This window comes from Deltaproteobacteria bacterium PRO3, from assembly GCA_030263375.1.
In the GTDB taxonomy this organism is placed as follows: Bacteria; UBA10199; UBA10199; order DSSB01; family DSSB01; genus DSSB01.
The window spans coordinates 1-22,932 of sequence record SZOV01000055.1 but is presented as its reverse complement, the minus strand read 5'-3'; the positions used below and the strand labels follow the sequence as shown (position 1 = coordinate 22,932).

Sequence of the window (22,932 nt, the reverse complement as noted above, 5' to 3'; positions counted from 1 at the left end):
CGCAGCTTCCTGCTGCGGCTGAAAAACCGCGGCATGCGGGCCCTGCAAAACTTTCCGCAGAACGCGGAAGAACTCTACCAACAAGTGAAACGGGAATTTAACCGGGTCTCGAAGCGCTGGACCTCCTAGCGGCGGGCATTCGGAAATTTCTTATTGCGATTCCAGCTCGGCCGTCTCGGGCGCGTGGACGCGCGGGTGGTACTCGAAGCCGAGCTCGCCGTCGCGCACGCCGACCGCCACCGTTCCGCCCTTTTCGAGGCGGCCGAAGAGGATTTCATCGGCGAGGACGCGCTTGATCTTCTCTTGGATGAGGCGGTTGAGCGGGCGGGCGCCGTACTTCTCGTCGTAGCCGTTCTTCGCCAGCCATTCCTTGGCCTCGCCGCTCACCTCGAGGTCGACCTTCTTTTCCAGCAGCTGCATCTCGAGTTCGGCCAAGAACTTCTCGACGACGTGCAGGACCGTCGCGGTGTCGAGCTGCGAGAAGGGAACGATCGCGTCGAGCCGGTTGAGGAACTCGGGGCTGAACAGGTCCTTGATCGCCTTCATGTCGTGGCCCTGCGAGCCGGCGGCGTTCTCGATGACGATCGACTTCTTCGCCAGGTCGCGGGCGCCCGCGTTGGTGGTCATGATCAGGATGATGTTGCGGAAATCCGCCTTCTTCCCGTTGTTGTCGGTGAGCGTCCCGTAGTCCATCACCTGCAAGAGGATGTTGAACAGGTCGGGATGCGCCTTCTCGATCTCGTCGAGCAGCAGCACGGCGTGGGGCTTCTGGTTGATCGCGTCGGTGAGCAGGCCGCCCTGGTCGAAGCCGACGTAGCCCGGCGGCGCGCCGATCAGGCGCGAGACGGTGTGCTTCTCCATGTACTCGCTCATGTCGAAGCGCAGGAATTGGATGCCGAGGACGCGCGCCAGCTCTTTGCTGAGCTCGGTCTTGCCGACGCCGGTGGGGCCGCAGAACAGGAAGGAGCCGATCGGCTTGTCCGCCGGGCCCAGCCCCGAGCGCGAGAGCTTGATCGCCGAGGCGAGCTGCTCGATCGCCTTTTCCTGGCCGAAGACGCGCTGCTTGAGCTCGCGGTCGAGGTGGCGCAGGGCCTCCTTGTCGGTGAGCGAGACGGTCTTGGGCGGGATGCGCGCCATCTTGGCGATCATTGCCTCGACGTCCTGGGCGGTGACGGTCTTTTTCTGCTGGGACTTGGGCCGCAGGCGCAGGGCGGCGCCGACCTCGTCAATCACGTCGATCGCCTTGTCGGGGAGGTGGCGGTCGTTCAGGTATTTTGCGGAAAGCTGCGCGGCCGCCGCCAGCGCGGATTGCGTGTAGTGCACCTGGTGGTGCGCCTCGAAGCGCGACTTGAGGCCTTTCAGGATTTTGATCGTCTCCTCGACGCTGGGCTCGGGGACGTCGATCTTCTGGAAGCGGCGGCTGAGCGCGCGGTCCTTCTCGAAGGCCTTGTATTCCTGGTAGGTGGTCGAACCGATGCACTTCAGGTCGCCGGAGGCGAGAACCGGCTTGAGCAGGTTAGAGGCGTCCATCGTCCCGCCGGTGGTGGCGCCCGCGCCGATCAGGGTGTGGATCTCGTCGATGAAGAGGATCGCGCCTTCCTCTTTTTTGAGGCGCGCGAGCACGGCCTTGAGGCGCTGCTCGAAGTCGCCGCGGAACTTGGTGCCGGCGAGCAGGGCGCCCAGGTCGAGGGCGTAGATGGTGGCGTCGGCCAGCAGCTCGGGGACGTCCTTGTTGTGGATCTTGAGGGCCAGGCCCTCCGCGATCGCGGTCTTGCCCACGCCCGCCTCGCCCACGTAGAGCGGGTTGTTCTTGCGGCGGCGGCAAAGGACGTGGATGGTGCGCTCCAGCTCCTGCTCGCGGCCGATCAGGGGGTCGATCTTCCCCTCGCGGGCCTTCTGGTTGAGGTTGACGGCGAAGCGCTCGAGGACGTCGCCGCCGGGCGCGGCCTCTTCCTCGCCCTCCTCGCCGCCGGAGGCGCCGAATTCGGGCTCTTCCGTCTCGCCGGGCAGCTTGCTGATCCCGTGCGAGATGTAGCTGACCACGTCGAGGCGGTGGATGCCCTGCTTGCCGAGGAAGTAGACCGCGTGGCTGTCCTTCTCGCTGAACAGCGCCACCAGGACGTTGGCGCCCGTGACCTCGCTCTTCCCGGAGGCCTGGACGTGAAAAAAGGCGCGCTGCAGGACCCGCTGCACCGCCAGCGAGGTGTGGATCTCGGTCTCGCCCTCGCCGCCGGCGGCGATCAACTGGTCGTCGAAGAAGCGCTCGAGGTCCTTGAGCAGCTTCTGCACGCTGCCGCCGCAGGCGTGGATGATCTTGATGATTCCGCCGTCCTGGAGCAGGGCGTAGAGCACGTGCTCGAGCGTCAGGTAATCGTGCCGCCGCTTCTTGGCCTCGGTGTAGGCGAGGTTGAGGGAGTTTTGCAGTTCTTTGCTGATCATTTTAAATCTTCCAAAAAAATAATCGTCGGAATATCGGTGGGGAATTGAATGGGTGGCCGGGCGGGGGTCCCCGGCCGCGCGAAGCTTGCGAGCACGGTGGGGGTACAGACCGGACAGGCCCCGTTCAAATCTCCACCGATATTCCGACGCACCTTCATAAACCCTACGCTTCCTCCATGGTGCATTGTAAGGGATATTCGTGCTTTCGGGAATAGTCGATTACCTGGGACACCTTGGTCTCGGCGATCTCCCGAGGGTAGATTCCGCAGACGCCCGTTCCCTTGTAGTGCACGTGCAGCATGATGCGCGTGGCCTCCTCGACGGTCTTTTGGAAGAATTTCTGCAGGACCTCGACGACGAACTCCATGGTCGTATAGTCGTCGTTGAGGAGCACCACCTTGAACATGGTCGGCCGCTTGACTTGGCTGCGGGTCTTGGTGGCGGTACGGCCCTCGCGGTCGTGTTTTTCCTCTCGTCCCATGCCTCCTTTATATGCGACCGGGGCGCTATCCTGCAAGCCGGGCCGGTTTCCGTGTCGAGGGGGCAGGCGTCGACGGCTTATGTCGATAAAATCTTAATTGGTTCCCCAAGTTAGGCGCTTCGACCCCCGGGCAATCGACACTTGCTCCGCCTTGACATTCCCCGGGCCCTGGTTAAGCCTGGGCCCGGATGGCGATCCCCCGGCAAATGCGCATGGCGCGCTGGTACGCACCCGAAGAGATCCGGCTCGACACGGTCGACGTGCCCGCGCCCGGGCCCGGCGAGGTCCTGGTGAAGATCGGTGCGGCCCTGACCTGCGGCACGGACTTCAAGACCTTCAAGCGCGGGCATCCGCGGCTCATCAAGGAAATCCCCGGACCCTTCGGCCACGAGATGTCGGGCACCGTCGCCGCTCTGGGCGCGGGCGTCGCGCGCTTCCGCGAGGGCGACCGCGTGGTGGTCGGTAATTCGGCCCCCTGTTTCCAATGCTTCTACTGCCAGCGGCAGGCTTACAGCCTCTGCGAGGACCTGCAGTTTCTCAACGGCGCTTACGCGGATTACATCCTGGTGCCGCGCCGCATCGCCGAGGTGAACCTCTACAAGATCCCCGACGCGCTTCCCTTCACGACTGCCTCGCTCGGCGAGCCGTTGGCTTGCGTCCTCAACGCCTTCGAGAAGGTCTCGCCCAAGGCAGGCGAGACGATGCTCCTGCTTGGGGCGGGGCCGATGGGCGTGCTCTTCGTCCAGCTCGCCAAGCTGCACGGACTGCGCCTCGTGGCGGTTGCCCGCGATCCGGAAAAATTGCAAAACCTCAAGGCCTTGGGCGCCGCGGAGGTCGTTAGCCTGACCCACGATGTCGACGCCCTCGCCAAGACGCGCGCCTTGCTGAACGAAGGGCGGGGCGCCGACCTGGTGATCGAGGCCGTCGGCCTCCCCGAGATGTGGGAGTTGGCCTGCGATCTGGCCCGTCCGGGCGGCCGGGTCTGCTTCTACGGTGGCTGCGCCAAGGGGACGGAGGTGAAGCTGGACACCTACCGCGTCCATTACGAAGAGCTGCAGCTCTTCGGCGTCTTTCACCACACGCCCGCCTATTTCCAAAAGGCGGTAGAGTACTTGAGCTCGGGCAAGATCCGTCCCGAAGGCCTGGTCGTCGGCGAGTACAGCCTCGACCGGATCCACGAGGTGTTTCGCAAGGGGGAGAAGTCGAACCCGCTGAAACTGGCAGTCATCCCCTGAGCGGCTGGTTTTTTTTCGAAGGAGGCCACATGAATCCGCGCGTCTTCACCGTCCACTACACCCTCTACGACCCCGCCGGGACGGTCATGGATTCCACCCGCGATCGCCAGCCCTTGAGCTTCGTCGAAGGGGCCGGGCAGATCCTGGCGGAGCTCGAGGATGGCATCCTGAAGCTGAAGCCCGGCGACAAGGCCGAGATCTCCGTCCCCTCCGATCATGTCTTCGGCTCCCGCGAGGAAGGTCGCGTGATGAAGCTGAGCCGCGAGCAGGTGCCTAAACCGGACCTACAGATCGGCCAGCAGTTCCGCGTGAGCGGCGATCCCGCCGCGCCACCCGCCACTGTCATCGACGTCACCGGGGCCTATTACATCGTCGATACCAATCATCCTTATGCGGGGATGGACCTGCGCTTCGAGGTCGAGCTGTTGTCCATCGATCAGCGGTAACTAATTGTTACCTGATGGTTGAGTCTTTTTTTGGCGTTTTATTAAATATTTAATAAATTCAATAATATATCATCATAATCCCATCATGGGCACGGCCTTTGCTTTCTAAGCGAAAGGGTAAGGGAAGCGTCACAAATCATGACCTTCCCGAAGGGGGGGTCGCGCCACAAGGAGGGGATTATGAAAACTTTTATCACCATATTGGCCGCGATCTTTGGCTTTGCCTTCGCCGCCCCGGCCGGGGCCCTCGTGCCCGGGGCCCACATCAGCTCGGTCACCCGTATCGACGAGGGGAATTGCGCCGTTACCATCGTCCCGTCGGGCTCTCTCTTAGACATCCTGCCGACCGACAAGCTGACTTTGGAAGGAAACGTGCTGGCCACCCTGGCCTCGCTGCTCGAGCTGGACCTCGACAGCGCCGACGAGGTGCTGGCCGCGACGACTTCCTTTGAAGAGTTAGTGGGCCTAGATGCCGACATACAACTGGATCCCGAGGATTGCGTCGAAATGTTCGCGGGCAATCAGTTGGAGTTGGTGGATACGCTGACGGGCGTGGTTGACAGCGTGGAGTTGCCGGAGGGATTCGGGAACCTTACTTCCCTGGTGCTGGATGAGAATGGAAATTTGAAGCTTTTGAACCTGCTGGATGAATCCACTCAAGTGGAAAACAGCGATGGCGATACCGGCAGCGTTGGTGGCGGTGCGGGCGGTATCGGCGGCGACGGGGCCGAGGAAGAGGGCGGTTCGGGTGCTCGCGTCGGCGCCTTGCCCGATGTCGGCGGCGGCTGTGCGTTGAGCCCGGGTCTCGGCGTGAAAGCCGGCGACACTGTCGCCTGGTTAACAGCCGCCGCCCTTCTCTCGATCGGCGCCGTGCGCCGTCGAGGACGCAAGGCTTAAAGGACATATCTTCTACCTGCCCTAAACCCTGAGCAGTCGGGCCGGACCTCCCTCCGGTCCGGCTGCGTTTTTTCTGGCTACTCCCCGTTCATAATATCGATAATCTGCTCCCGATGCTGTTTGGCGTCCTCGTAGCCCAAGTCGAAGAGGGTCTGGAGGTAGGCGGGGGCGAAGGTGAGGTAGCTCAAGAGATCGCTGCCGGTGGCGGGGTCGATGTCGAGCAGGCGGAACAGGAGCTTCTCGAGGGCGGTAAACTTGAACTGCTTGCGCGCCTTGTGCGTCCAGCGCAGGAAGAGGCCGCTGATCGACTGCGAGGGCTTGATCTCGAGGGCGCGGATCTTGCGTAGGCCGCGGCTGGCGATGTCGACCTTCAGGCCGTCCTTCGCCATCCGCTTGTTGAGTTTTTCCAAGTAATCCGCGCCGTAGACCTTCTCGCTGGTCTCGACGATCGAGTTGATCCGCTCCAGCTGCTCCATGTCATACTCGATGCGGTCGAGGAAGACGCCGTTGAGCAGGCGGCCCAGCTGCAGGGCGATGGTGGGCTCTTTCATGTCTTTTTTGAATTTCAGCTTTTCCATGATCGGCGAGCGGTAGCGCAGGCCCACCACCAGCATCGAGCTCGCGCCCAGCTGGATCGCCGGGGACATCGGGGTGAAGAGCCGGAGCCCGCCGTCGGCGTAATAGGTGCCGTCGACCTTGATCGCCGGGAAGACGATCGGGATCGCCGCCGAGGCCATCGCGTGGTCGACGTGCAAATCGACGTCATGGAAGGGATAGTGGCCCTGATAGACGACGCCCGGCTTGCGCTTGACGAAGAGCTCATGGCGGCCGTTGCGCAGGTTGGTGGCGTTCAAGGCCACCGCGTCGATGGGCCCCGCTTCGACGTTCCGGGTGATGGCGTCCCAAGGCAGGATTTTTTTCAAGAATTCTCGCAAGGGGCTGGTGTCGAGGAAGGAATTGAAGTGCGGCCCCTTGCGTCGGGTCAGCTGGAAGGGGTTGAAGGTCAAAAGATTGCGCATGATGCCGCCGACCGTCGAGCCCAGAAAATGCGTCGCGGCCCCGAAGTCCCGCAGGTAGACGTCCTCTTGGCGGATCGAAAACCAGACCTCTTTGATCTTCTCGGCCTGCTTGTCGGTGTCGTCGGCCAGGGCTGCCATCGCGGCCGTGTTGATCGCGCCGACGCTGGTCCCGACCTTGATGCTGAAGTTCTTGCGCGCCGTCTTGGGCGGCAGGCCCTTGCGCACGTAATACAGCACGCCCGCTTCGTAGGCGCCGCGGGCGCCGCCCGCCGAGAGGACGATGGCGAGCTTTCCCATGGCTTATCCGTTTTCCTGCGCGAGGGTGAGAAAGCTGTCCTTGGCGGCGCGCAAGGTCTTGGCGAGCTCGTTTTCGCCGTGCGCCAGCGAGACGAACCAGGCCTCGTAGGGCGAGGGCGGCAGGTAGACGCCCCGCGCGAGCATCTCGTGGAAGAAGCGGCGGAACAGGGCCCCTTGGCTTGCCATGGCGTCGTCCAAGTTTTCGACGGGGCGGCCGGAAAAAAACAGGCTCAGCATCCCGCAGGCGTAGGGCACCTGCACCCGGCAGCGCGCCCGCTGCGCCACCTCGGCGATGCCCTTGGCGAGCCGCTCCGTCTTGCGCAGCAGCTTGGCGTGCGCCTTGGGGGTGGAGATGAGCTTGAGCGTGGCCAAGCCCGCCGCCATCGCGACGGGGTTTCCCGACAGGGTTCCCGCCTGGTAGACGCCGCCCTCGGGGCTGACGCACTTCATCACGTCGGCGCGCCCGCCGTAGGCGCCCACCGGGAGGCCGCCGCCGATGACCTTGCCCAAGGTCGTCAGGTCGGGGCGAATGCCGAAGAGGCCCTGCGCCCCGCCCGGGTGCACCCGGAAGCCGGTCATGACCTCGTCGAAGACCAGCAGGGCGCCGGTCGCGTCGCAGAGCTTCCTCAATCCCTCGAGGAATCCCGGCTTGGGGAGCACGCAACCCATGTTGCCGACGACGGGCTCGACGATGACGGCCGCGAGGTCCTTGCGGTGTCGCCGCGCCAATTTTTCGGCGGCGGCCAGGTCGTTGTAGGGCGCGATCAAGGTGTGCTCGACGAAGGATTCGGGGACGCCCAGGCTGTCGGGGCGCCCATGGGTGAGGGCGCCCGAGCCCGCCTTGACCAGCAGGTAGTCGGCGTGTCCGTGGTAGCAGCCGGCGAACTTGAGGATCTTGGGACGCCCGGTGAAGCCGCGCGCGGCGCGCAGCGCGCCCATGACGGCCTCGGTGCCGGAGTTGACCAAGCGCAGGCGCTGCAGGCTGGGCAGGTGGCGCATCAGCTGCTTGGCCATCTGCACCTCCAGCGGCGAGGGTGCGCCGTAGCTGGTGCCCTGGGCGGCGGCGGCTTGGATCGCCTCGACGACCTTGGGGTGGGCGTGGCCCGCGATCATCGGGCCCCAGGAGCCGACGTAGTCGATGTAGTTGTTGCCGTCGACGTCGGTGAGATAGGCGCCCGAGGCCCGGGTGATGAAGAGGGGATGCCCCCCGACGCTCTGGAAGGCGCGGACCGGGCTGTTCACGCCGCCGGGGAAGAGTTTCTTCGCCGCGGCGAAGAGTTTTTCCGATTGCTTGAGGGCCATGGGCCTAGATTCCTAACCCCCCGCTTCGCGACTTGTCAAACCGGAGCTTTTAAATTGACAGGCCCCGGGGGCCTCATTAGGATCGCCCGAAATTCGCACCCTTCGAAGGAGGCCCCGCGTGGCGCGCAAACTCTCCAAGATTCGACTTTCCCTTCTGACGCTTACGGCGCTGTTCGGCGCCGCCGCTTGCAGCAGCTCCGACTTCGCCAAGATCGGCATCCAGGTCGAGCCGCTCTGCGCGGCCGTCGCCCCCGGGACCACTCAGCAATTCAACGCCCGCATCTTCATCGACGACGTCGACCAGGGCATCGACAACGCCGCGGTCAATTGGTCGGTTCTGGGCGGGGACGTCAACGGCGTCGTCGACGCCAACGGCCTCTACACCGCCCCTGACACCAATCCACCGCCCGCGGTTCAGGTCACCGTCATCGCCACCAGCAAGGAAGACGACCAGAAAGAAGGCCAGGCCACGGCCGTCCTCTCCGGCGCCTGCCCCGTGGTGCCTCCGCCCACCCAGAGTTTCTAGCCCTTGTCCGATCTCCGCGAGCTTTGGGCCGTCACCGTCGCGCTGCCGCATGAGGCGGCCGCCTTGCGTGCGCATTTTCGCGGCGGCGCCCAAACCCGTTACCGCCATCTCACCGTGACAGAGGGGCGCCTCGGCGAACGGGAGGCCTTGCTGGCGGTGACCGGCATGGGCCCGGAGCGCGCGGGCGAGGCGGCCCGCTTCCTCTTCGCCCAATACCCCGTGACTCACCTGGTTTCGACCGGGTATTGCGGGGCCCTGCAGCCCGGATTGGCCTGCGGCTACGCCGTGCTGGCCGAACGCTGCGCCTTCGTGGACGAGCCCCAGGGCGGAGCGCTCTGCGACCTGCCCCTGCTGCGCAAGGCCGAGGAGGCCCTGCGGCTGGCCGACATCCCCGCCCGGCTGGGAGTTCTCTTGACCTCCCCAAAGCCTGTACTGAAAGGCGCGGACAAGGAGCTGCTGGGGGCCAAGACGGGGGCGACCGCGGTCGACATGGAGAGCGCGGCGATCCTCCGGGAGGCCGCCGCCGGCCCCAAAAAAATCGCTTCTGTCACCGTCCGATTTATCGTAGATGCCCTCCAAGACGAATTGGCAGACACGGGGCCCTTCCTCGACGACAACGCCGGGGTAAAGCCCTTGCGCCTGGCCCGAGAATTATTGCGTCGTCCCAAGCTGTTCCAAGAGTTGCCCGATCTCGGCCGCAAGGCGGCCCGGGCACGTGACGGTCTCACCCGGTTCCTGGGTCGCTTTTTCGGATTGGGTGGGGCTCAAAACCAATCATAGGAGCCTCCTGATATGAACTTACGTTCGAGCAAATTTCGCTTTTTCGCCCTCGCCCTGGTCGCGGGCCTCGGCCTCGCCGGCTGCGGCAAGGGCTGCGGCAAGGCCGGCGTCGGCAAGCAAGAGGGTTTGACCCTGATTCCCTCCGACAGCAACGTCGTCGTCGGGGTCAACTGGAAGAAGGTCCAAGAATCGCCGATGGGCGCTAAGCTGCTGGAGGGAGTTCCCCCCGAGGCCCAGCCCTTTCTCAAGGACGTCGACAACTTGGTTTTGGGCGTGAAGGCGACCCCGATGGGCGGCTCTCCCAAGGACTTCGTCGGCGTCGTCAGCGGCAAGCTCGACACCGCCGCCATGGTCAAGCAGATGGGCGACCAGGCCCAGAAGAGCGGCGCCACCATGACCAACGAGGATTATGACGGCGTGAAGATCTACAGCACCTCCAAGGATCCGGACATCGCGGTGGCGATGCTGGACAGCCAGGCGGTCTTCGGCAGCAAGGATTCGGTGAAGCGGGCTCTCGATCTGGCCAAGAAGAAGGGCGATTCCGTCGAGAAGAACAAAGAAGTGATGGACCTGATCAACGGCCTCGACAAGGGCAAGATGGTCTGGGCCGTGGCGACCATCCCTCCGGGCTCCATCCCCGCGGGCGGCGGGGGCGGCATGGGCAACCCGCTCAGCTCGCTCGAGTCGGTGAAGGCCCTCGACCTGGCCCTCGACTACAATCAAAACTTGACTCTCGACCTGGGTGTCATCACCGGCAGCAAGGAAGACGCGCAGCAGATGATGACGATGGCCAATTCCTACAAGACCCTGTTCGGCGGATCGGTGGCGAGCAAGAGCCCCGAGCTGGGCAAGATCCTGGGCGGTCTCTCCATCGACGCGAAGGAAAACAAGGTCGTCCTCGCGCTGAAGCTGGACCAGGCGACGGTCGAAGACCTGGCCAACAAGGCCAAGCAGAAGCAGGGCGCCATGCCGATGGGCATGGACGAAGGGATGGGCGCCCCGGCGCCGGCGGTCCCCGGCACGCCCGAGACGGCGCCTTCGGCCCCTTAAGCAGGATTAGCGGAAAATTCTTCAAGGCCCTCCGTCGCGAGACGGAGGGCTTTTTTTTATCCCTCCAGGATGCCTCGAATCCGCGGCAGGTCCTTGGGTTGGAGCAGGGTGAGCAGGACATCCCCCGCCTCAAGAGAGGTTTCCCCGCTGGGAACTAAAAATTCCTCCCCGCGCCCGATCAACGTGATCCTCGATTCCGCGGGCCAGCCTAGGTCGACCAGCTTTTTACCCGCCGCCGGCGATTGATAGGGCACCAACAGCTCGGTCAGGTCGGTGTCTTGGCCGGCGATCGGCTCGAAGTCCAGGGGCCGGGCCCGCGCCGGCACCATCGGGATCTGCACGCCGAGCCACCGCGCGACCAAGGGGATGGTGGTTCCCTGGAGCAGGACCGAGGTCAGGACGATGAAGAAGACCAGGTTGAAGATAGTGTCGGCCTGAGGGATGTCGGCCAGCCGCGGGAAGGTGGCGAGGATGATCGGCACCGCTCCCTTCAATCCGACCCAGGAGAGCAATACCTTCTCGCGGAGGTCGAAGCGGAACACGATCAGGCAGAAAAAGACCGCGAGCGGCCGGGCGACGAAGATGAGTGCGAGCGAGGTCCATAGCCCCACCGGGATTACCGCCGGCAGCTGGGACGGGAAGACCAAGAGCCCCAGCGTGAGGAACATCGCAATCTGCATCAGCCAGGCCAGTCCGTCGTGGAAGTGGGTGAGGCTCTTCTTGTGCAGGAGGCGTTGGTTGCCGAGGACCATCCCCGCCAGATAGACGGCGAGAAAGCCGTTGCCGCCCACAACGGCCGTCAGACCGTAGGTGACGAGCACCAGCGAGAGCGTCAGGACGGGATAGAGCCCCTCGTAGTTCAACCGGATGCGGTTGATCGCCCAGGCCGCGCCGCGGCCCAGGGCGTAGCCGAAGACGACGCCCAAGGCCATCTGCTCCAGAAAGGAGGGAAAGAGCTGCCACAGCGAGAATGTGGGATTCTTGATCAGCTCGATCAGGCCCAGGCTGAGGAAGACCGCCATCGGGTCGTTGCTGCCGGACTCGAGCTCGAGCAGGGGCTTGAGGTTGCCCTTCAAGCCGACGTTGCGCGAGCGGAGCACCGAGAATACGGCGGCCGCGTCGGTGGAGGAGACGATGGCGCCCAGCAGGAAGGCCTCCAGCCAGGAGAAGTTCAGTAGGTGTTTCACGGCGAGGGCGAGGACGGCTGCGGTGAATAGTACGCCCAAGGTCGCCAGGGTCAGCCCCGGTGCGAGGACGGGCCGGATTTCCTTCCATTGGGTCTCGAGGCCGCCCGAAAACAGGATGTAGGCGAGCGCCAGAACGCCCAGCGATTGCGCCGCCTGGTCGTCGTCGAAGTAAATACCGCCCGGCCCGTCCGAGCCGGCCAGCATGCCGATGGCGAGAAAGATCAGCAGGGCCGGCACGCCGAAGCGGCCGGTGGCCTTGCTGGCGAGGATGCTGAGGACGAGCAGCGACCCGGCGGCGAGCAGGATGTGTTCCAGCGATGGCACGCGGGTAATCTAACGTCTCGATCGCGCGGGACCAAGTCTTTTAAGGCAAAGCCCTAGACGTAGCCGAGTGCCTGGACGATCCGGATATGCGAGGCCCGATAGGCCGGTAGGATCGCCGAGACGACGGCCGACAAGAAGGAAATCAAAAACACTTGGACGAAGAGCCTCGGCGTCAGCAGGAAATTGATAAAAAACCAGTCGTTCGCGCCGGTCGTCGGCGGCGGCGGGATCTGGAGCTGCAGCCCTGTGATCGCCCGGGTGATGCCGTAGCCGACGAGCAGTCCGAAGAGCGAACCCACCAGCCCCAGGATGACCGCCTCGAAGACGATCATGTTGAAGATGGTCCAGCGGGAATTGCCGATCGCCATCATGGTGCCGTATTCCTTCATCCTCTCGAAGAGGGCCATGTTGACCGTGTTCGCGATGCTGACGATGAAGATCAGGCTGATGACGACCTTGACGATTAGGAAGAGGTTGTCGAGGAAGTCCTTGGACTGGTTGTAGTAGATGCTCTGCTCGCTCCAAGGCAGGATCTCCAGGCCCGCGAGCTCCGGGGACTTGTCATTGGCGAGCGCGGCCCGTGTGGGCTCGGTCAGGTCTGTGTCCTGGAGGACGATCAAGAAGCTGTTCACCTGATTCGGAATGCCGAGGATCTCCTGGGCGGTCTTCAAGGGCAGCTTGACCAGCCGCTCGCCCACGTCCTTGATGATCGTCTGAAACACGCCGCGGACGCGGAAGGTCGAGCCGTCGATGGCCCCCTCGGGCCGCGTCGAGATGAAGGTCACGCTGTCGCCGACCTTCAGGTTGAGCATCTTCACCAAGCCCTCGCCGAGCAAGATGCCGTAAGGGTCGTTCGCGTCGAGGTCCTTCCCTTGCACGACGTTGGTGACCGGCCGCTTGAGGCCGGGGTTGACGTAGCTCCCCATCCTCTGCTCCGCCGCCGGGTCGACGCCGAGAGCCACCACCGAGACGCCGTCCGAATCGCTGCTCAGCAGGCCGCCGAACTTGATCCGGGGCACCGAGTAGGAATCGGGGACGGCCGCTGCGAAGGCCCTTTGGACGCGGTCGGCGTCTTTAATGAGGAAGTTGAAGGGCGTGCTGGAACCGCGCTCCCAATAACCCTTGGGGCTTGCCAAGAAATGCCCCAGTTGACCGTGGATCGTAGTCTCCCGCAGGTTCCACAGAAGGTCGTCGAGGAAACCGCCCATCGCCAGGAGGCAGGAGGAGCCGCTGACCAGGATCATGAGGGTCAGGGTGCTGCGCCGGCGATTGCGGAAGACATTTCTCCACGAGATCTTCAGGAGTTTTAGGATTTTACTCATGGCGCACCCCCGCAAGGAATATTATGAAGGCAGGCCCCGGCGTTGGGCAAAAAAATTCGACGCGAAATGGGATTTGCATGTTGAAGCCTTTTCCTCGGGCGCCTATCATTTCCGCATCAGGCTTTCAGGGGAATAGGTACCGCCGGCGGTGCATTTGTCTATACCGGCGGTAGGGGGTAGGGTTGTTGGGAACCGGGGAAATCATTGATTCGACCGGTCCGTTCGGGTCGCAGGCCGCACGTGGCCTTCTTTCGGAGGAAAAATTCCTCCGGGAGGCCTTTTCCAGGAACATCGGCCTGGTGACTCCGGCGGAGCAGGATATCCTCTCCCGAGCGAAGATCGCCATTCCGGGGATGGGCGGAGTGGGTGGCAATCACCTGCTGACCCTGGTGAGGACGGGTTTCACCCGGTTTCACCTCTCCGACTTCGACACCTTCGAGCCCGCCAACCTCAATCGCCAGGCCGGCGCTCGAGTCTCCAGCTTCGGGAAAAAGAAGCTGGACGTGATGGCGCAGGACGCCCTCGAGATCAATCCCTATTTGCAGATCCAAAAATTTCCCGAGGGGCTTGCCGAGTCGAACGTCGACGCCTTCCTGGACGGAGTCGCCGTAGTGCTGGACGGCCTGGACTTTTTCAACTTTCCGGTTCGGAGACTGCTGTTTAACAAGGCGCGGGAAAAGGGGATATACGTAGTCACCGCCGGGCCGATGGGCTTCAGCTCGGCCCTCCTGGTCTTTTCGCCGTACGAGGGGATGAGCTTCGACGAATATTTCGACGTCGCGAGGATCCGCGAGGCCCAGGACCAACATCTTTCCTTTGCGATGGGTTTGGCGCCGAGCCCGACGCACTTGAAATACATGGACCTCTCCCGGGTGGACCTGAACAAAAAGGCGGGGCCTTCCCTGGCGATCGCTTGCGCGATCTGCAGCGGGATGGCCGCGACCGAGACCGTCCGCATCGTGTTGAAGCGAGGCAAGATCCAGCCCGTCCCCGCCTATTTTCAGTTCGATCCCTTTTCGCGGAAATACCGGCGCGGCCGCCTGCGCTTCGGGAATCGGAACCCGCTGCAGCGGCTCAAGATCAAGGTCCTGAAGGCGGTCTTGAAGAGGAGGAGCGGCGCGGCGTTACCCGCCGCTCCGGCGCCACCCGAGGTCGCATGGGCGAACGGCGGCCTGGGCAAGGGCGCCATGGAGTTCCTGCTGAAGGCGGCGGTCCGCGCTCCCAGCGGGGACAACGCACAGCCCTGGAAATTCTCCCCGGGGAAAGATGCCGTCGCCTTCGGCATCGACCGGGACGCCGACCATTCCTTTTTCAACGTCCGCCACCTGGCCTCGGTCATTTCCTGCGGCGCGGCCCTGCAGAACGCGGCGATCGCCGCACAGGAATTGGGGCTCTCCGTCCGCATCGAGACAGATTCCGATCTCCCCGGTCCGGATTTTTTCGGGGAAATTCGTTTGGAGCCGGGGGCGTCCGAGGGACATCCCTTGTTTCCCTCCATCTGGCGGCGTCACACCAATCGGAAGATGTATCGCCGCGCCGAGTTGGACTCGAGGCAGCTCGTGGAGCTGGCCGCCGCGGCCGGCGAGGACGGCTTCTCCCGGCTGCGCCTCCTGAGCGGGCAGGGTCAGGTGAATTCCCTGGCGAGGCTGATCTTCAAGGCCGACCGCATCCGGACCGAGCACCCCGAGCTGCATGAGCACCTCTATAAGATGATCCGGTTCTCCCCAGAGGAAGCCGAGCAAAAACTGGACGGCTTTCCGCTGGGCAACCTGGAGGCGGGGACCCTCGGCAACCTCTTTCTCAAGTCCACCCGCTCCTGGAGGGTGATGAACCTGCTCAACAAGTGCGGCCTCTCCCGCGTGGTGCCTTTCCAGAGCTACCTCCTGGCGAAATCCTCCTCCGCGATCGGCCTCCTCTCCGTCCCGGGATTCGAGGCCGGGGATCTGTTCAGGGGCGGGATGGCCCTCCAGCGCGTCTGGCTGACGGCGACGCGATTGGGCCTGGCGATGCAACCGATGGCTTCCTTGTCCCTCTTCTTGCTGCGCTGGCAATTGGAAGGGGAGTCGTCATTTTCGGATCGGCACCGCGCCATGCTGCGGGAGACCTTCGAGGAGTACCAGGAGCTGTTTGCGGACTTGAGCTTCCGGGACAATGCCCAGGTGATGCTGTTTCGGCTGGGCTTCGCCGAGCCGATCCGGCATCCCACCTATCGAAAGGAGATCCGGAGCTTTTTGGCCAGCCATCCCGGAAAGAGCGATCTCGTCCTCGAGGTCGTCGAAAGATTTCGGGAGGCGGAGCGGCGGCGCCCGGAGGAGCGAGGTCTCTCGCCCCAAACGGGGCTGGAAACGAACTCGGACAAGGAGAAACCGTTATGTTCATGAAAAGTCCGCCGCCGTCCGGGAAGGCCGTTCCTGCGGAGTCGCAACCCAAGGGTTCGGGACTGCCTTGGCTGGCCGCGGAGACCCTGCAAATCCTCGCGCTGGACCAGTCGGTCGTAGCCGAGGAGCCCAAGGTCCTGGAGCTCAACCTGAGCTTCTGCCGCCTGGAAATCCGGCAGCTCAGTGTCCCGCTCCTGTTCGGGGAGAGATACCTGATCAAGGCCTACGCCAAGGAGGGCGATTTCGACATCTGGGTCCGGGCCATCCTGAACCGCTGCGACGCGGAGGCGCATACTTACGATTTTTGCTTCTTGGGAATCGAAAACGAGAAGATCCGCACCAAGGATCCCTACGCCTTGGGAGAGATTCTCGAGCTGGATACGACCGAGTCCTTCGCGACCGCCTGCGGGAGGCACCCTTGGTTCATCAGCGAGGGCCTGGTCTTTTCCGTCATCGGGGTCTTCGCCCACGGCTTGGTCTTGAGCGAGAAATTGAACCGGATGAACCTCCTGCAGGTGGGCGAGCACCTCGACCTGGAGATCCATTTCCCCGCGATCGGAAGCGTCATGGTGCATTGTCAGATCGTCCGAACCTATATCCAAGAATCCCATCAAGTCGTCCAGGTGGAGATTAAGAAGATGAGCGACCGCTACCGGCGCCTGCTGAGCCGGCACCTGGGCATGACCCTGAAGGACCATCCTTTGGATCTATTCAAGAATTTGCACCTGCCCGTCCCGGAGTATCGCTACGGCGCCGAGGTGGGCATGGTCTTCGATGAGGCGGACGAACGCGCCTGCCTCGAGCTGCGCAAGCGGGCCTACGTGGGAAAATCGACCTCCAAGCTGGATCCCGATATCGACCCCCTGAAGCTGAAAGACCGCTTCGACGCGCATTCCTTGATCATGACCGTCAAGGTGATGGGGAGGATCGTCGGGACGGGGCGGTTGATCTTCAACAACGGCGACCGGAGACTCAGCGAGGTGGCCCAGTTTTCCGACCTCGAGCCGAAATACTGGCAGGGTGGCTTCGTGGAGGCCTCGCGTTTTGCCACCAACGAGAACTTCCGCCGCGGGGACATCTTTCTCCTCTTGGTTTACCTCACGTATAAGATCGCCCACCAAAGCCATCAGCGTTACGTCATCGTGGAGTGCGAGGAAAACTTGGTTCCCCTGTATATCAAGCTGGGTGCCAGGCCGATGAACCGCACCGTGACGCATCCCATGGAAGGCCTTACGCTCCATCTGGTGGTCTTCGACGTCGCCGAGGTGACCGCGGGAAAGATCGCCTCCAAGCTGAACTGGTTCCTCTTGTGGGCGCCCGCGGTGAACCACCTCATGGATTTGGGCGCCGTGCGCCTGCCTCCGCTCAAGCGTTGGCTGGTGCGCCTCGCCGCGAGGGTCCCCCAGGATGCGAAGCGCAAATGGCTGCGCCGGCTGCGTCTGGCCAAGGCATGAGCCTCGGCGACTCGGGGACGCGCGACGTCCTTCGCGAGCCCGCGCCTCACCGCGGGACCTGGAAGGCCTTGGCTTGGGCCTCCGTGACGCCGGAGTTCCTCCGGATGATATCCGACAATCGCGTTTCGGCGATCCTGCGGCGATCCTCGCGGCTGAAGGCCGGGTCGTTTTCGTACCAAAAACGGTCTCCGTGGCGCAGGGCCTCGAACTGCCGGAGCAGGGCCGCGTGGAGGGTGGGTCCGACGCCGGCGTCCTCGATGTGGTCTTCGGAGAGCGCTCCGATCCAGGGGTCGACGTCGTCGATCGAGGCGTAGACCTCGCGAAACGCCGCCTGCACCTCGGGGTCCGAAGACAATTCCGAAAAATCCGAGACGGCCTCAAGCCCCAAGGCGACGCGCAGGGTGTTGTAGTCGGGGAGGCCGTGGTCGCGGCCCCGCTGCAGATTGAGCGAGGGGAGGTCCAGCCCGCCGGAGCCGGGGGCGCCGAACAGGAAGTTGCGGACCTCCGCGACCACGTGCGAGTCGATCTCCTCCATCGCTTGGGCCATTAGGCCCCGCAGCAGCGGGTCCAGGCCCTGTTCTTTCAAAAGCTCCACGTTGAAAAAGGCGTCCTGCAGCGAGAGATCTCCAGAGGGGAGGCTCTGCCCGTTCTCGTCGAGCAAGGGAATTTCGCTGGTGAGCATCGTGTGGCCGACGCGGAAGAAGGCCGTCGAGAATTCGTTGAGGATGTTGGGGTTGAGCGTCGGGTCATAGCCCCGATAGGGCCCGATGGCCTCCTTCCCTAAGAGCGCCGGCAGAAATTCGTGGAAGGTGATCGACTGCAGGAAGGCCCCCACCCAACGCCTCGCTTCTTGATAAAGGCGCTCGTCGTCCCAATCCGGGTGCCTTTCTTGAAGCTCGGCCGCGAGCCGGTTGTGTTCGCGGACGAAGAGGGTGTGGATGGCGGCGAGGGCGGTCTGTTCGTTGACCCGCAGGTCGCCGGCGACGAAAAAGTCGGAGGAGTTGGAAGGCGCGTTGGCCTGGCTGCCGTCGTTCAAGGGGAGCAGATCGCCCTCGCTCGTCTTGAGCCTTCCGCCGACCCCGCTGCGCAGCCAGGCCGCGCGGGCGGCGTCGGAGCCGTAGACCTGGGAGCCGTCGATCCACGCCGTCAGCGCGTTGACTTGCTGCCGGGGCTTGTCGCTCGACGAGCCGGTCTCGGGATCGAAGACGCTGCGCGAGAAGGCCATCGTCGCCTCGCCGCTGCCCGAGGGGTCGAAAAAGGGATCGCCCAGGGGGATCTCGATCGGGAAGGGGTCGTTCGGGTCGGTCATGCTGAGGTCGAGGTCGTGGTCCAAGAATTGGCCCCAGACGAACATGAAGGCGGAGAGCCCGCGCGCGTTGGGGATGGATTCGTCCTGCGCTACGATGGCGTTGCTGACGGCCCGGGGGTTGGGGCGTTCCGCGCCGCCGGGCTCGGAGACGCCGTCGGCATAGGCCGGCGGGGCCAGGCGCTCGAGGCGGATGCCGGCGCTTCCCCATAGGGTTTGGTGGCGGTTGTTGCCGCTGCCATCGATGCTGCGGGCCTCGGGGGCCTCGGTTTTGTCCGCAGCTTCCGCCTCGGGTCCGGCGTTTTCACGGCCTTCGCCCGCGCCGGCCGAGTCTTGGCCCGAGAGGGCGGCCGCCGATTCCTCAACCGCCGCGGCGCTTTCCGAGGGCGAGTTCCCGCAGTTCGCGACGAACAACAGCAAGAGGGCGCCGAGCCCTCGAAACCATAGATTCCCCTTTGAGATGAGTCGTTTCATGACATCCTCGCATTCTCCGTTTTCCGCGGAGGAGGCCGCCCGTCGCGCTCGGCGACGGGCGGCCCTTCCCCGTAGGAACGGGTGATGAAGTTTAGGTTAGGTAAGGTAGTGAAGGAGGCTAAGCGCCTTGAGGAACTTGTCCGCCGGGAGCCGCGGGACCCTGGGGTCCGCCTTGGCCTCCGCCCGGACCGCCTTGTCGCGGCCCTCCCGCGGGGACGCAGGCGACTTGGCCCTGGATGTCCTGGCAGGTCCCGGAGACGGTTCCGTGCGGGGCCTCGAAGCTGCAGGCCTGATCTTGCGCCGCGCCGCTGCAGGCCGCGGTCGCCTCAGGCGGCGGGCCTTGATTGCCGCCGGGGCAGGCAAGGGCCAGTGCGGGGGTGGCGCCGAGTGTCAGCAAAGCGAGGGCGAGACGGGTGAATTTCATCGTAAACTCCTTGTCGAGGGTTGAGGTTCGTTTTGGGGTGTTACGCGCGTGTCGGGAAAAAACCTTCGGTCCTGCCGGCGCGCAGCATGGCAGGCCCGGTTCCCGCGACTCATTGGGCATGACTTATTGATTAAGGATTTTGATTTTAATCGGTAATTTTGTAGGATCGTCACCTAGATGCAAAGCAGGGTCCTGAAATTTTTATTTTTCGTCGGGTTGACATTCACGGCGGGTTGCGGACAGCAGGCCGTCGGCTTCGAAGATCCTCCCGACTTCAATTCAGAAGCGGAAACCGATACGGGGGCCGAACCCGAAGCGCCCGGCGAGGAGTTTCCGAAATTCATTTTTGAAGAAGTGAGCGATGGGGTTGGTTCGGAGTTGATCGACCTGCAACAGCTCCCGGACGGCCGGTGGTTGGTCGCCTCCAGGGCCGGAGAGCTCTTCCTGCTCACGGAAGAGCTTCTCGTCATCGACGACGCGCGGATTGACGGCGTCGACGTCGCGAACGACTTCGGTCTTCAAAACATCGAGCTTTCACCGGACTTTTCCAATACCGGAGAAGTTTACGTCTATTTTACTCCAGGGTTCCCGGATCCTTCGCCGCCCTGCGATGTGCGGCGCTGCGCCCGCCTCGAAAAGTTGGAGCTCGAGCTGGGCGCCGAAATCGAGATCCGGCGCCGGGAAAAAGTACTCGACGTGCCGGGTGTCACCACCCAGATTGGGCATTACGGCGGCGGCATGGCCTTCCTCGGGAAAGATTTGTTCTTGGCGACCGGGGACAGCGGCACCAGCCCGATCGCGCCCGGAGATCCCCAGGACGACGGCTCCCTGCTCGGGAAGCTGCTGCACCTCGGCCCCTCGGGATCCGTGGAGGTTTACGCGAAAGGGCTCCGGAATCCCTTCACCATGACGGCCGGAAACGGCGGCCTTTTTATCGCCAACGTCGGCGCCAAGACCTTCGAAGAGATCAATTTTGCGAAGCGGCCCGGCCTGAACTTCGGTTGGCCCTGGAACGAAGGCCCGACCGACGTACCCGGCATCACCGGTCCCATCCACGGATATGCCTTTCAGGACACTTCCTTTATCGATCAAGACCCGGAAGGGGAGCCGGTCGATGCGAAGACCGTGATCGCAGGCGTTTTTTATCAAGGTCCAGCCTACCAAGGAGCCTTGGACCACAGCCTGCTCTACGGAGAATTTTTCGCCGGTTGGGTGAGGGCGCTGCAGTTCGACCTGTCGGGAGAGATAGTCCACGATCGGCATGTGGCTCATTTCACGGGGATCACGGCGATGAAGGTCGGCCGGGACGGCGCGATCTACGCCGTCTCGCTATTTGGTTCGCCGCGAATTTTGAGGCTCAGGGATTTGTGAGGGTCTTCCTACCACCAGGTCAAGGCCAGGGAAAATCGATAATACAGAAAAAATAGCGGGTTGAAGACGAGGCGGGCGATGGAGGACAGATTTCCCTCCTTGAGTTGTCGGAAGGGGATCCCGGAATCGGTGTTTTTCAATATCTCTCGGTCCCGCACCTTGCGGCGGCTCAGGTTGGTCTTTCGTTTTTTCATGATGAAGCGCCAATTGGCGCCGACCCAGAGGTAGGCCCGCCACTTGTCTAGAAACGAGCCGCGCTGCCTGCAAATCACGAAGCCCCAGGCGATCAGCTCCGCCAACAACTGCGAGGGCAGCAGCAGGAGCAGCGTCGGCCACTTCAGATTTTTCAAGAGCATCAGGTAGCGGTTTCGCTCGTGCAGAAAGATTTTTTGGGGGAAAACGCGGAATCGGTAATCATGATAGACGATGCTCGTCGGAGCGAACACGCAGGTGTGCCCCGAGAGCCGCGCCCTCCAGGAGAGATCGGTGACCTCCATGTAGAGAAACATGTCCTCGTCGAAGCCGCCCAGGCTATCGAACAGCTCCCGGCGCACCGCCAGCGCCGCTCCGGAGACGGCGCCGACCTCTTCCGGGCGGTCCAAGGATTCCTTCCTGTCTCCCAGGCCTCGGCAGAGGGTGATGCCGGTGAAGTGGACCGAGTTGCCGCAGGCGTTGATGCGGTCGGGGCGATGGGTCAAAAGGATTTTGGGGGTGGAGAGGCCGACCTTGGCGTCGGCCCGCAAGGGGGCCAGCAGGCCTTCCAGCCAGCCCTTTTCCACCCGGGTGTCGGGATTGAGGAAGACGATAAAATCTTTCTCGCCGTAACGGGCCCCCAAGTTGCAACCGGCGCCGAAACCGAGGTTGTCCCCCGACCGAATGAGCCGCGCTTGGGGAAATTGTTTGGCGATGGCCTCGCCGCTGCCGTCGGAAGAGTCGTTGTCCACGACCCACACGGCGCAGGTCTCGGGCAGGGACGCGAAGACGGAGGCCAGGCAGTCCAGCACCTTGGCCCCGGCGTTGTAGTTGACGATGACGATGTCGCAGGTTTGTTTGTTTTCCCTCATGGAGGCCGGTACCTTCCTTTCTCTACCCTTTTCTTGCCTTGAGGATCCAGCTTCTTTTGATTAAAGCCTTCCGTCATGGGTGGGAAAATTCCCGTAGTGCAATGCATCGATGTGGAGCCGGACCGGCGCCGGTTGAATCCCCAAAGACCTTTGGCCTGGCGGGGCTGCGAGCGGACCTACGAGCTGTCCCGCCTCTGGCGCGAGCAATGGGAGCAGGCCACCGGGGCGCCGGCGCATTTTTCCTGGTATTTCCGCATGGACCCGCAGGTCGAGCGGGTTTACGGCTCGGCGACCTGGATCGTCGACCGCTATCCCGAGATGGTCGAGGACTTGCGCCGCCGTGGGGACGAGATCGGGCTGCACGTCCATTTCTACCGCTGGGACCCGGAGCGCCGTCATTGGGTCGTCGACCACGGCAATACGCGCTGGGTGGAGCATTGTTTGGCGAGCTCCTTGGCGGCCTTCCGCCGCGCCTTGGGCCGGCCTTGCGAATCCTTCCGCGGCGGTGACGCCTGGATGAGCCAGGAGGCGGCCGCCCAGTTGGAGGCCTCCGGCGTGCGTTTCGATTTGACCCTGGAGCCGGGTCAGGAAGGTTATCGCGGGCTGAGGCGATGGGAGCGACATTCGGGTTGGATACCGGATTTGCGCGGCATGCCCCAGAGGCCTTACCTGCCGAGTCGAGCCGATTTCAAAAAGCCGGATCCGGATCGCCGGGAAGGGATGTGGATGATCCCGGTGAGTCGGGGGGAGGCCGTCGGCTTGCCCGGCTTGGCCTTTCGGCTTTACCGTCTTCTGATCCACGGAATTCGTTTGGAGCGGCCGTGGATTACTTTGTATCTCTTTCAGGAGCCCCTCCTGTTTCGCCAAGTCGTGGACCGCCTCTTGGCCTCGATGGAGTTCCCGTACCTCGTCTTGCTGAACCACTCCCAGGCCGTGCTGCGGCCTTACTTCCTGCGCAACATCAAAAAAAACTTGAACTACCTCCTGTCCCGCCCGCGGGCGAGGGACTTCGTTCTTTCCACACCGCAAGAGGCCATGGCGTCTTTAAAGATAATACCTGGCATAAACGGCGTAGGAAGCCGCGATTAGGGCGACTAACGCCGTCAAGACGACGAGCTTGCCCAGGGTCCCGCCGAAGTCGGAGTCCACCTGGATT

The 22,932-nt window shown here is 63.3% G+C and carries 19 protein-coding genes; 10 read left to right on the top strand and 9 right to left on the bottom strand.

What is annotated here, in order from left to right:
* Positions 1 to 150 precede the first annotated feature (150 nt).
* Positions 151 to 2,439 (bottom strand): ATP-dependent Clp protease ATP-binding subunit ClpA, encoded by a 2,289-nt coding sequence (clpA, locus tag FBR05_09575; protein ID MDL1872445.1) that lies wholly within the window; start codon positions 2,437 to 2,439, stop codon positions 151 to 153.
* Positions 2,440 to 2,602: 163 nt separating this feature from the next.
* Complete coding sequence (clpS, locus tag FBR05_09570; protein MDL1872444.1) at positions 2,603 to 2,920, bottom strand: ATP-dependent Clp protease adapter ClpS; 318 nt, start codon at positions 2,918 to 2,920, stop codon at positions 2,603 to 2,605.
* A gap of 188 nt (positions 2,921 to 3,108) precedes the next feature.
* On the opposite strand from clpS, the gene FBR05_09565 reads away from it, so the two are divergent.
* The 3 genes from FBR05_09565 (at position 3,109) to FBR05_09555 (ending at position 5,498) form a co-directional block, all read left to right on the top strand.
* Positions 3,109 to 4,155: a zinc-binding dehydrogenase gene (locus FBR05_09565; GenBank protein ID MDL1872443.1), complete on the top strand. Its 1,047-nt coding sequence runs from the start codon at positions 3,109 to 3,111 to the stop codon at positions 4,153 to 4,155.
* Positions 4,156 to 4,184: 29 nt separating this feature from the next.
* The gene (locus tag FBR05_09560) at positions 4,185 to 4,601 is read left to right on the top strand and encodes a peptidylprolyl isomerase (GenBank protein ID MDL1872442.1); all 417 of its coding nucleotides are present in this window, start codon (positions 4,185 to 4,187) and stop codon (positions 4,599 to 4,601) included.
* A 180-nt stretch (positions 4,602 to 4,781) separates the two neighbouring features.
* Entirely contained in the window at positions 4,782 to 5,498 is a 717-nt protein-coding gene (locus tag FBR05_09555) for a hypothetical protein (GenBank protein MDL1872441.1), read from the top strand.
* 77 nt (positions 5,499 to 5,575) lie between these two features.
* On the opposite strand, the gene FBR05_09550 is transcribed toward FBR05_09555, so the two are convergent.
* Both FBR05_09550 and hemL read right to left on the bottom strand, forming a co-directional pair.
* Positions 5,576 to 6,814: a hypothetical protein gene (locus tag FBR05_09550; GenBank protein MDL1872440.1), complete on the bottom strand. Its 1,239-nt coding sequence runs from the start codon at positions 6,812 to 6,814 to the stop codon at positions 5,576 to 5,578.
* Positions 6,815 to 6,817: 3 nt separating this feature from the next.
* Positions 6,818 to 8,116 carry a glutamate-1-semialdehyde-2,1-aminomutase gene (hemL, locus tag FBR05_09545; protein MDL1872439.1) on the bottom strand — a complete coding sequence of 433 codons (1,299 nt, stop codon included), beginning with the start codon at positions 8,114 to 8,116 and terminating at the stop codon, positions 6,818 to 6,820.
* Between the two features lie 118 nt (positions 8,117 to 8,234).
* Here hemL and FBR05_09540 point away from each other — a divergent pair, with 118 nt between their 5' ends.
* From FBR05_09540 to FBR05_09530, 3 genes are read left to right on the top strand one after another with little or no spacing between them, the layout of a single operon-like run.
* The gene (locus FBR05_09540) at positions 8,235 to 8,642 is read left to right on the top strand and encodes a hypothetical protein (GenBank protein MDL1872438.1); all 408 of its coding nucleotides are present in this window, start codon (positions 8,235 to 8,237) and stop codon (positions 8,640 to 8,642) included.
* A 3-nt stretch (positions 8,643 to 8,645) separates the two neighbouring features.
* Positions 8,646 to 9,422, top strand: coding sequence for a hypothetical protein (locus FBR05_09535; protein MDL1872437.1), 777 nt, complete (start codon positions 8,646 to 8,648; stop codon positions 9,420 to 9,422).
* A 12-nt stretch (positions 9,423 to 9,434) separates the two neighbouring features.
* A complete protein-coding gene (locus tag FBR05_09530; protein MDL1872436.1) occupies positions 9,435 to 10,472 on the top strand; it encodes a hypothetical protein in 1,038 nt (345 codons plus the stop codon).
* Positions 10,473 to 10,528: 56 nt separating this feature from the next.
* Here the strand turns inward: FBR05_09530 and FBR05_09525 are convergent, their stop codons facing one another.
* Both FBR05_09525 and FBR05_09520 read right to left on the bottom strand, forming a co-directional pair.
* Positions 10,529 to 11,992, bottom strand: a complete 1,464-nt coding sequence (locus tag FBR05_09525; GenBank protein ID MDL1872435.1) for a potassium/proton antiporter — start codon at positions 11,990 to 11,992, stop codon at positions 10,529 to 10,531.
* Positions 11,993 to 12,036: 44 nt separating this feature from the next.
* Entirely contained in the window at positions 12,037 to 13,305 is a 1,269-nt protein-coding gene (locus tag FBR05_09520; GenBank protein ID MDL1872434.1) for an ABC transporter permease, read from the bottom strand.
* A gap of 203 nt (positions 13,306 to 13,508) precedes the next feature.
* Here FBR05_09520 and FBR05_09515 point away from each other — a divergent pair, with 203 nt between their 5' ends.
* Together FBR05_09515 and FBR05_09510 are read left to right on the top strand one after the other, a co-directional pair.
* Positions 13,509 to 15,686, top strand: coding sequence for a hypothetical protein (locus FBR05_09515; GenBank protein MDL1872433.1), 2,178 nt, complete (start codon positions 13,509 to 13,511; stop codon positions 15,684 to 15,686).
* Entirely contained in the window at positions 15,677 to 17,137 is a 1,461-nt protein-coding gene (locus FBR05_09510; GenBank protein ID MDL1872432.1) for a GNAT family N-acetyltransferase, read from the top strand. Before FBR05_09515 ends, FBR05_09510 begins: the two co-directional genes overlap by 10 nt.
* Before the next feature lie 46 nt (positions 17,138 to 17,183).
* On the opposite strand, the gene FBR05_09505 is transcribed toward FBR05_09510, so the two are convergent.
* Both FBR05_09505 and FBR05_09500 read right to left on the bottom strand, forming a co-directional pair.
* The gene (locus tag FBR05_09505; protein ID MDL1872431.1) at positions 17,184 to 18,917 is read right to left on the bottom strand and encodes a peroxidase; all 1,734 of its coding nucleotides are present in this window, start codon (positions 18,915 to 18,917) and stop codon (positions 17,184 to 17,186) included.
* A 118-nt stretch (positions 18,918 to 19,035) separates the two neighbouring features.
* Entirely contained in the window at positions 19,036 to 19,341 is a 306-nt protein-coding gene (locus FBR05_09500) for a hypothetical protein (GenBank protein MDL1872430.1), read from the bottom strand.
* A 177-nt stretch (positions 19,342 to 19,518) separates the two neighbouring features.
* On the opposite strand from FBR05_09500, the gene FBR05_09495 reads away from it, so the two are divergent.
* Positions 19,519 to 20,712, top strand: coding sequence for a PQQ-dependent sugar dehydrogenase (locus FBR05_09495; protein MDL1872429.1), 1,194 nt, complete (start codon positions 19,519 to 19,521; stop codon positions 20,710 to 20,712).
* An 8-nt stretch (positions 20,713 to 20,720) separates the two neighbouring features.
* Here FBR05_09495 and FBR05_09490 read toward each other — a convergent pair whose 3' ends face one another.
* A complete protein-coding gene (locus tag FBR05_09490; GenBank protein MDL1872428.1) occupies positions 20,721 to 21,776 on the bottom strand; it encodes a glycosyltransferase family 2 protein in 1,056 nt (351 codons plus the stop codon).
* 75 nt (positions 21,777 to 21,851) lie between these two features.
* On the opposite strand from FBR05_09490, the gene FBR05_09485 reads away from it, so the two are divergent.
* On the top strand, positions 21,852 to 22,865 hold the full coding sequence (locus tag FBR05_09485; protein MDL1872427.1) for a hypothetical protein: 1,014 nt from the start codon (positions 21,852 to 21,854) through the stop codon (positions 22,863 to 22,865).
* The last annotated feature ends 67 nt before the right edge of the window (positions 22,866 to 22,932 follow it).

Excerpts from the sequence above, each read along its gene's own strand:
- clpA (MDL1872445.1), bottom strand. The coding sequence starts at position 2,439 with ATGATCAGCAAAGAACTGCAAAACTCCCTCAACCTCGCCTACACCGAG.
- clpS (MDL1872444.1), bottom strand. The coding sequence starts at position 2,920 with ATGGGACGAGAGGAAAAACACGACCGCGAGGGCCGTACCGCCACCAAG.
- FBR05_09565 (MDL1872443.1), top strand. The coding sequence starts at position 3,109 with ATGGCGATCCCCCGGCAAATGCGCATGGCGCGCTGGTACGCACCCGAA.
- FBR05_09560 (MDL1872442.1), top strand. The coding sequence starts at position 4,185 with ATGAATCCGCGCGTCTTCACCGTCCACTACACCCTCTACGACCCCGCC.
- FBR05_09555 (MDL1872441.1), top strand. The coding sequence starts at position 4,782 with ATGAAAACTTTTATCACCATATTGGCCGCGATCTTTGGCTTTGCCTTC.
- FBR05_09550 (MDL1872440.1), bottom strand. The coding sequence starts at position 6,814 with ATGGGAAAGCTCGCCATCGTCCTCTCGGCGGGCGGCGCCCGCGGCGCC.
- hemL (MDL1872439.1), bottom strand. The coding sequence starts at position 8,116 with ATGGCCCTCAAGCAATCGGAAAAACTCTTCGCCGCGGCGAAGAAACTC.
- FBR05_09530 (MDL1872436.1), top strand. The coding sequence starts at position 9,435 with ATGAACTTACGTTCGAGCAAATTTCGCTTTTTCGCCCTCGCCCTGGTC.
- FBR05_09520 (MDL1872434.1), bottom strand. The coding sequence starts at position 13,305 with ATGAGTAAAATCCTAAAACTCCTGAAGATCTCGTGGAGAAATGTCTTC.
- FBR05_09510 (MDL1872432.1), top strand. The coding sequence starts at position 15,677 with ATGTTCATGAAAAGTCCGCCGCCGTCCGGGAAGGCCGTTCCTGCGGAG.
- FBR05_09505 (MDL1872431.1), bottom strand. The coding sequence starts at position 18,917 with ATGAAACGACTCATCTCAAAGGGGAATCTATGGTTTCGAGGGCTCGGC.
- FBR05_09500 (MDL1872430.1), bottom strand. The coding sequence starts at position 19,341 with ATGAAATTCACCCGTCTCGCCCTCGCTTTGCTGACACTCGGCGCCACC.
- FBR05_09495 (MDL1872429.1), top strand. The coding sequence starts at position 19,519 with ATGCAAAGCAGGGTCCTGAAATTTTTATTTTTCGTCGGGTTGACATTC.
- FBR05_09490 (MDL1872428.1), bottom strand. The coding sequence starts at position 21,776 with ATGAGGGAAAACAAACAAACCTGCGACATCGTCATCGTCAACTACAAC.
- FBR05_09485 (MDL1872427.1), top strand. The coding sequence starts at position 21,852 with ATGGGTGGGAAAATTCCCGTAGTGCAATGCATCGATGTGGAGCCGGAC.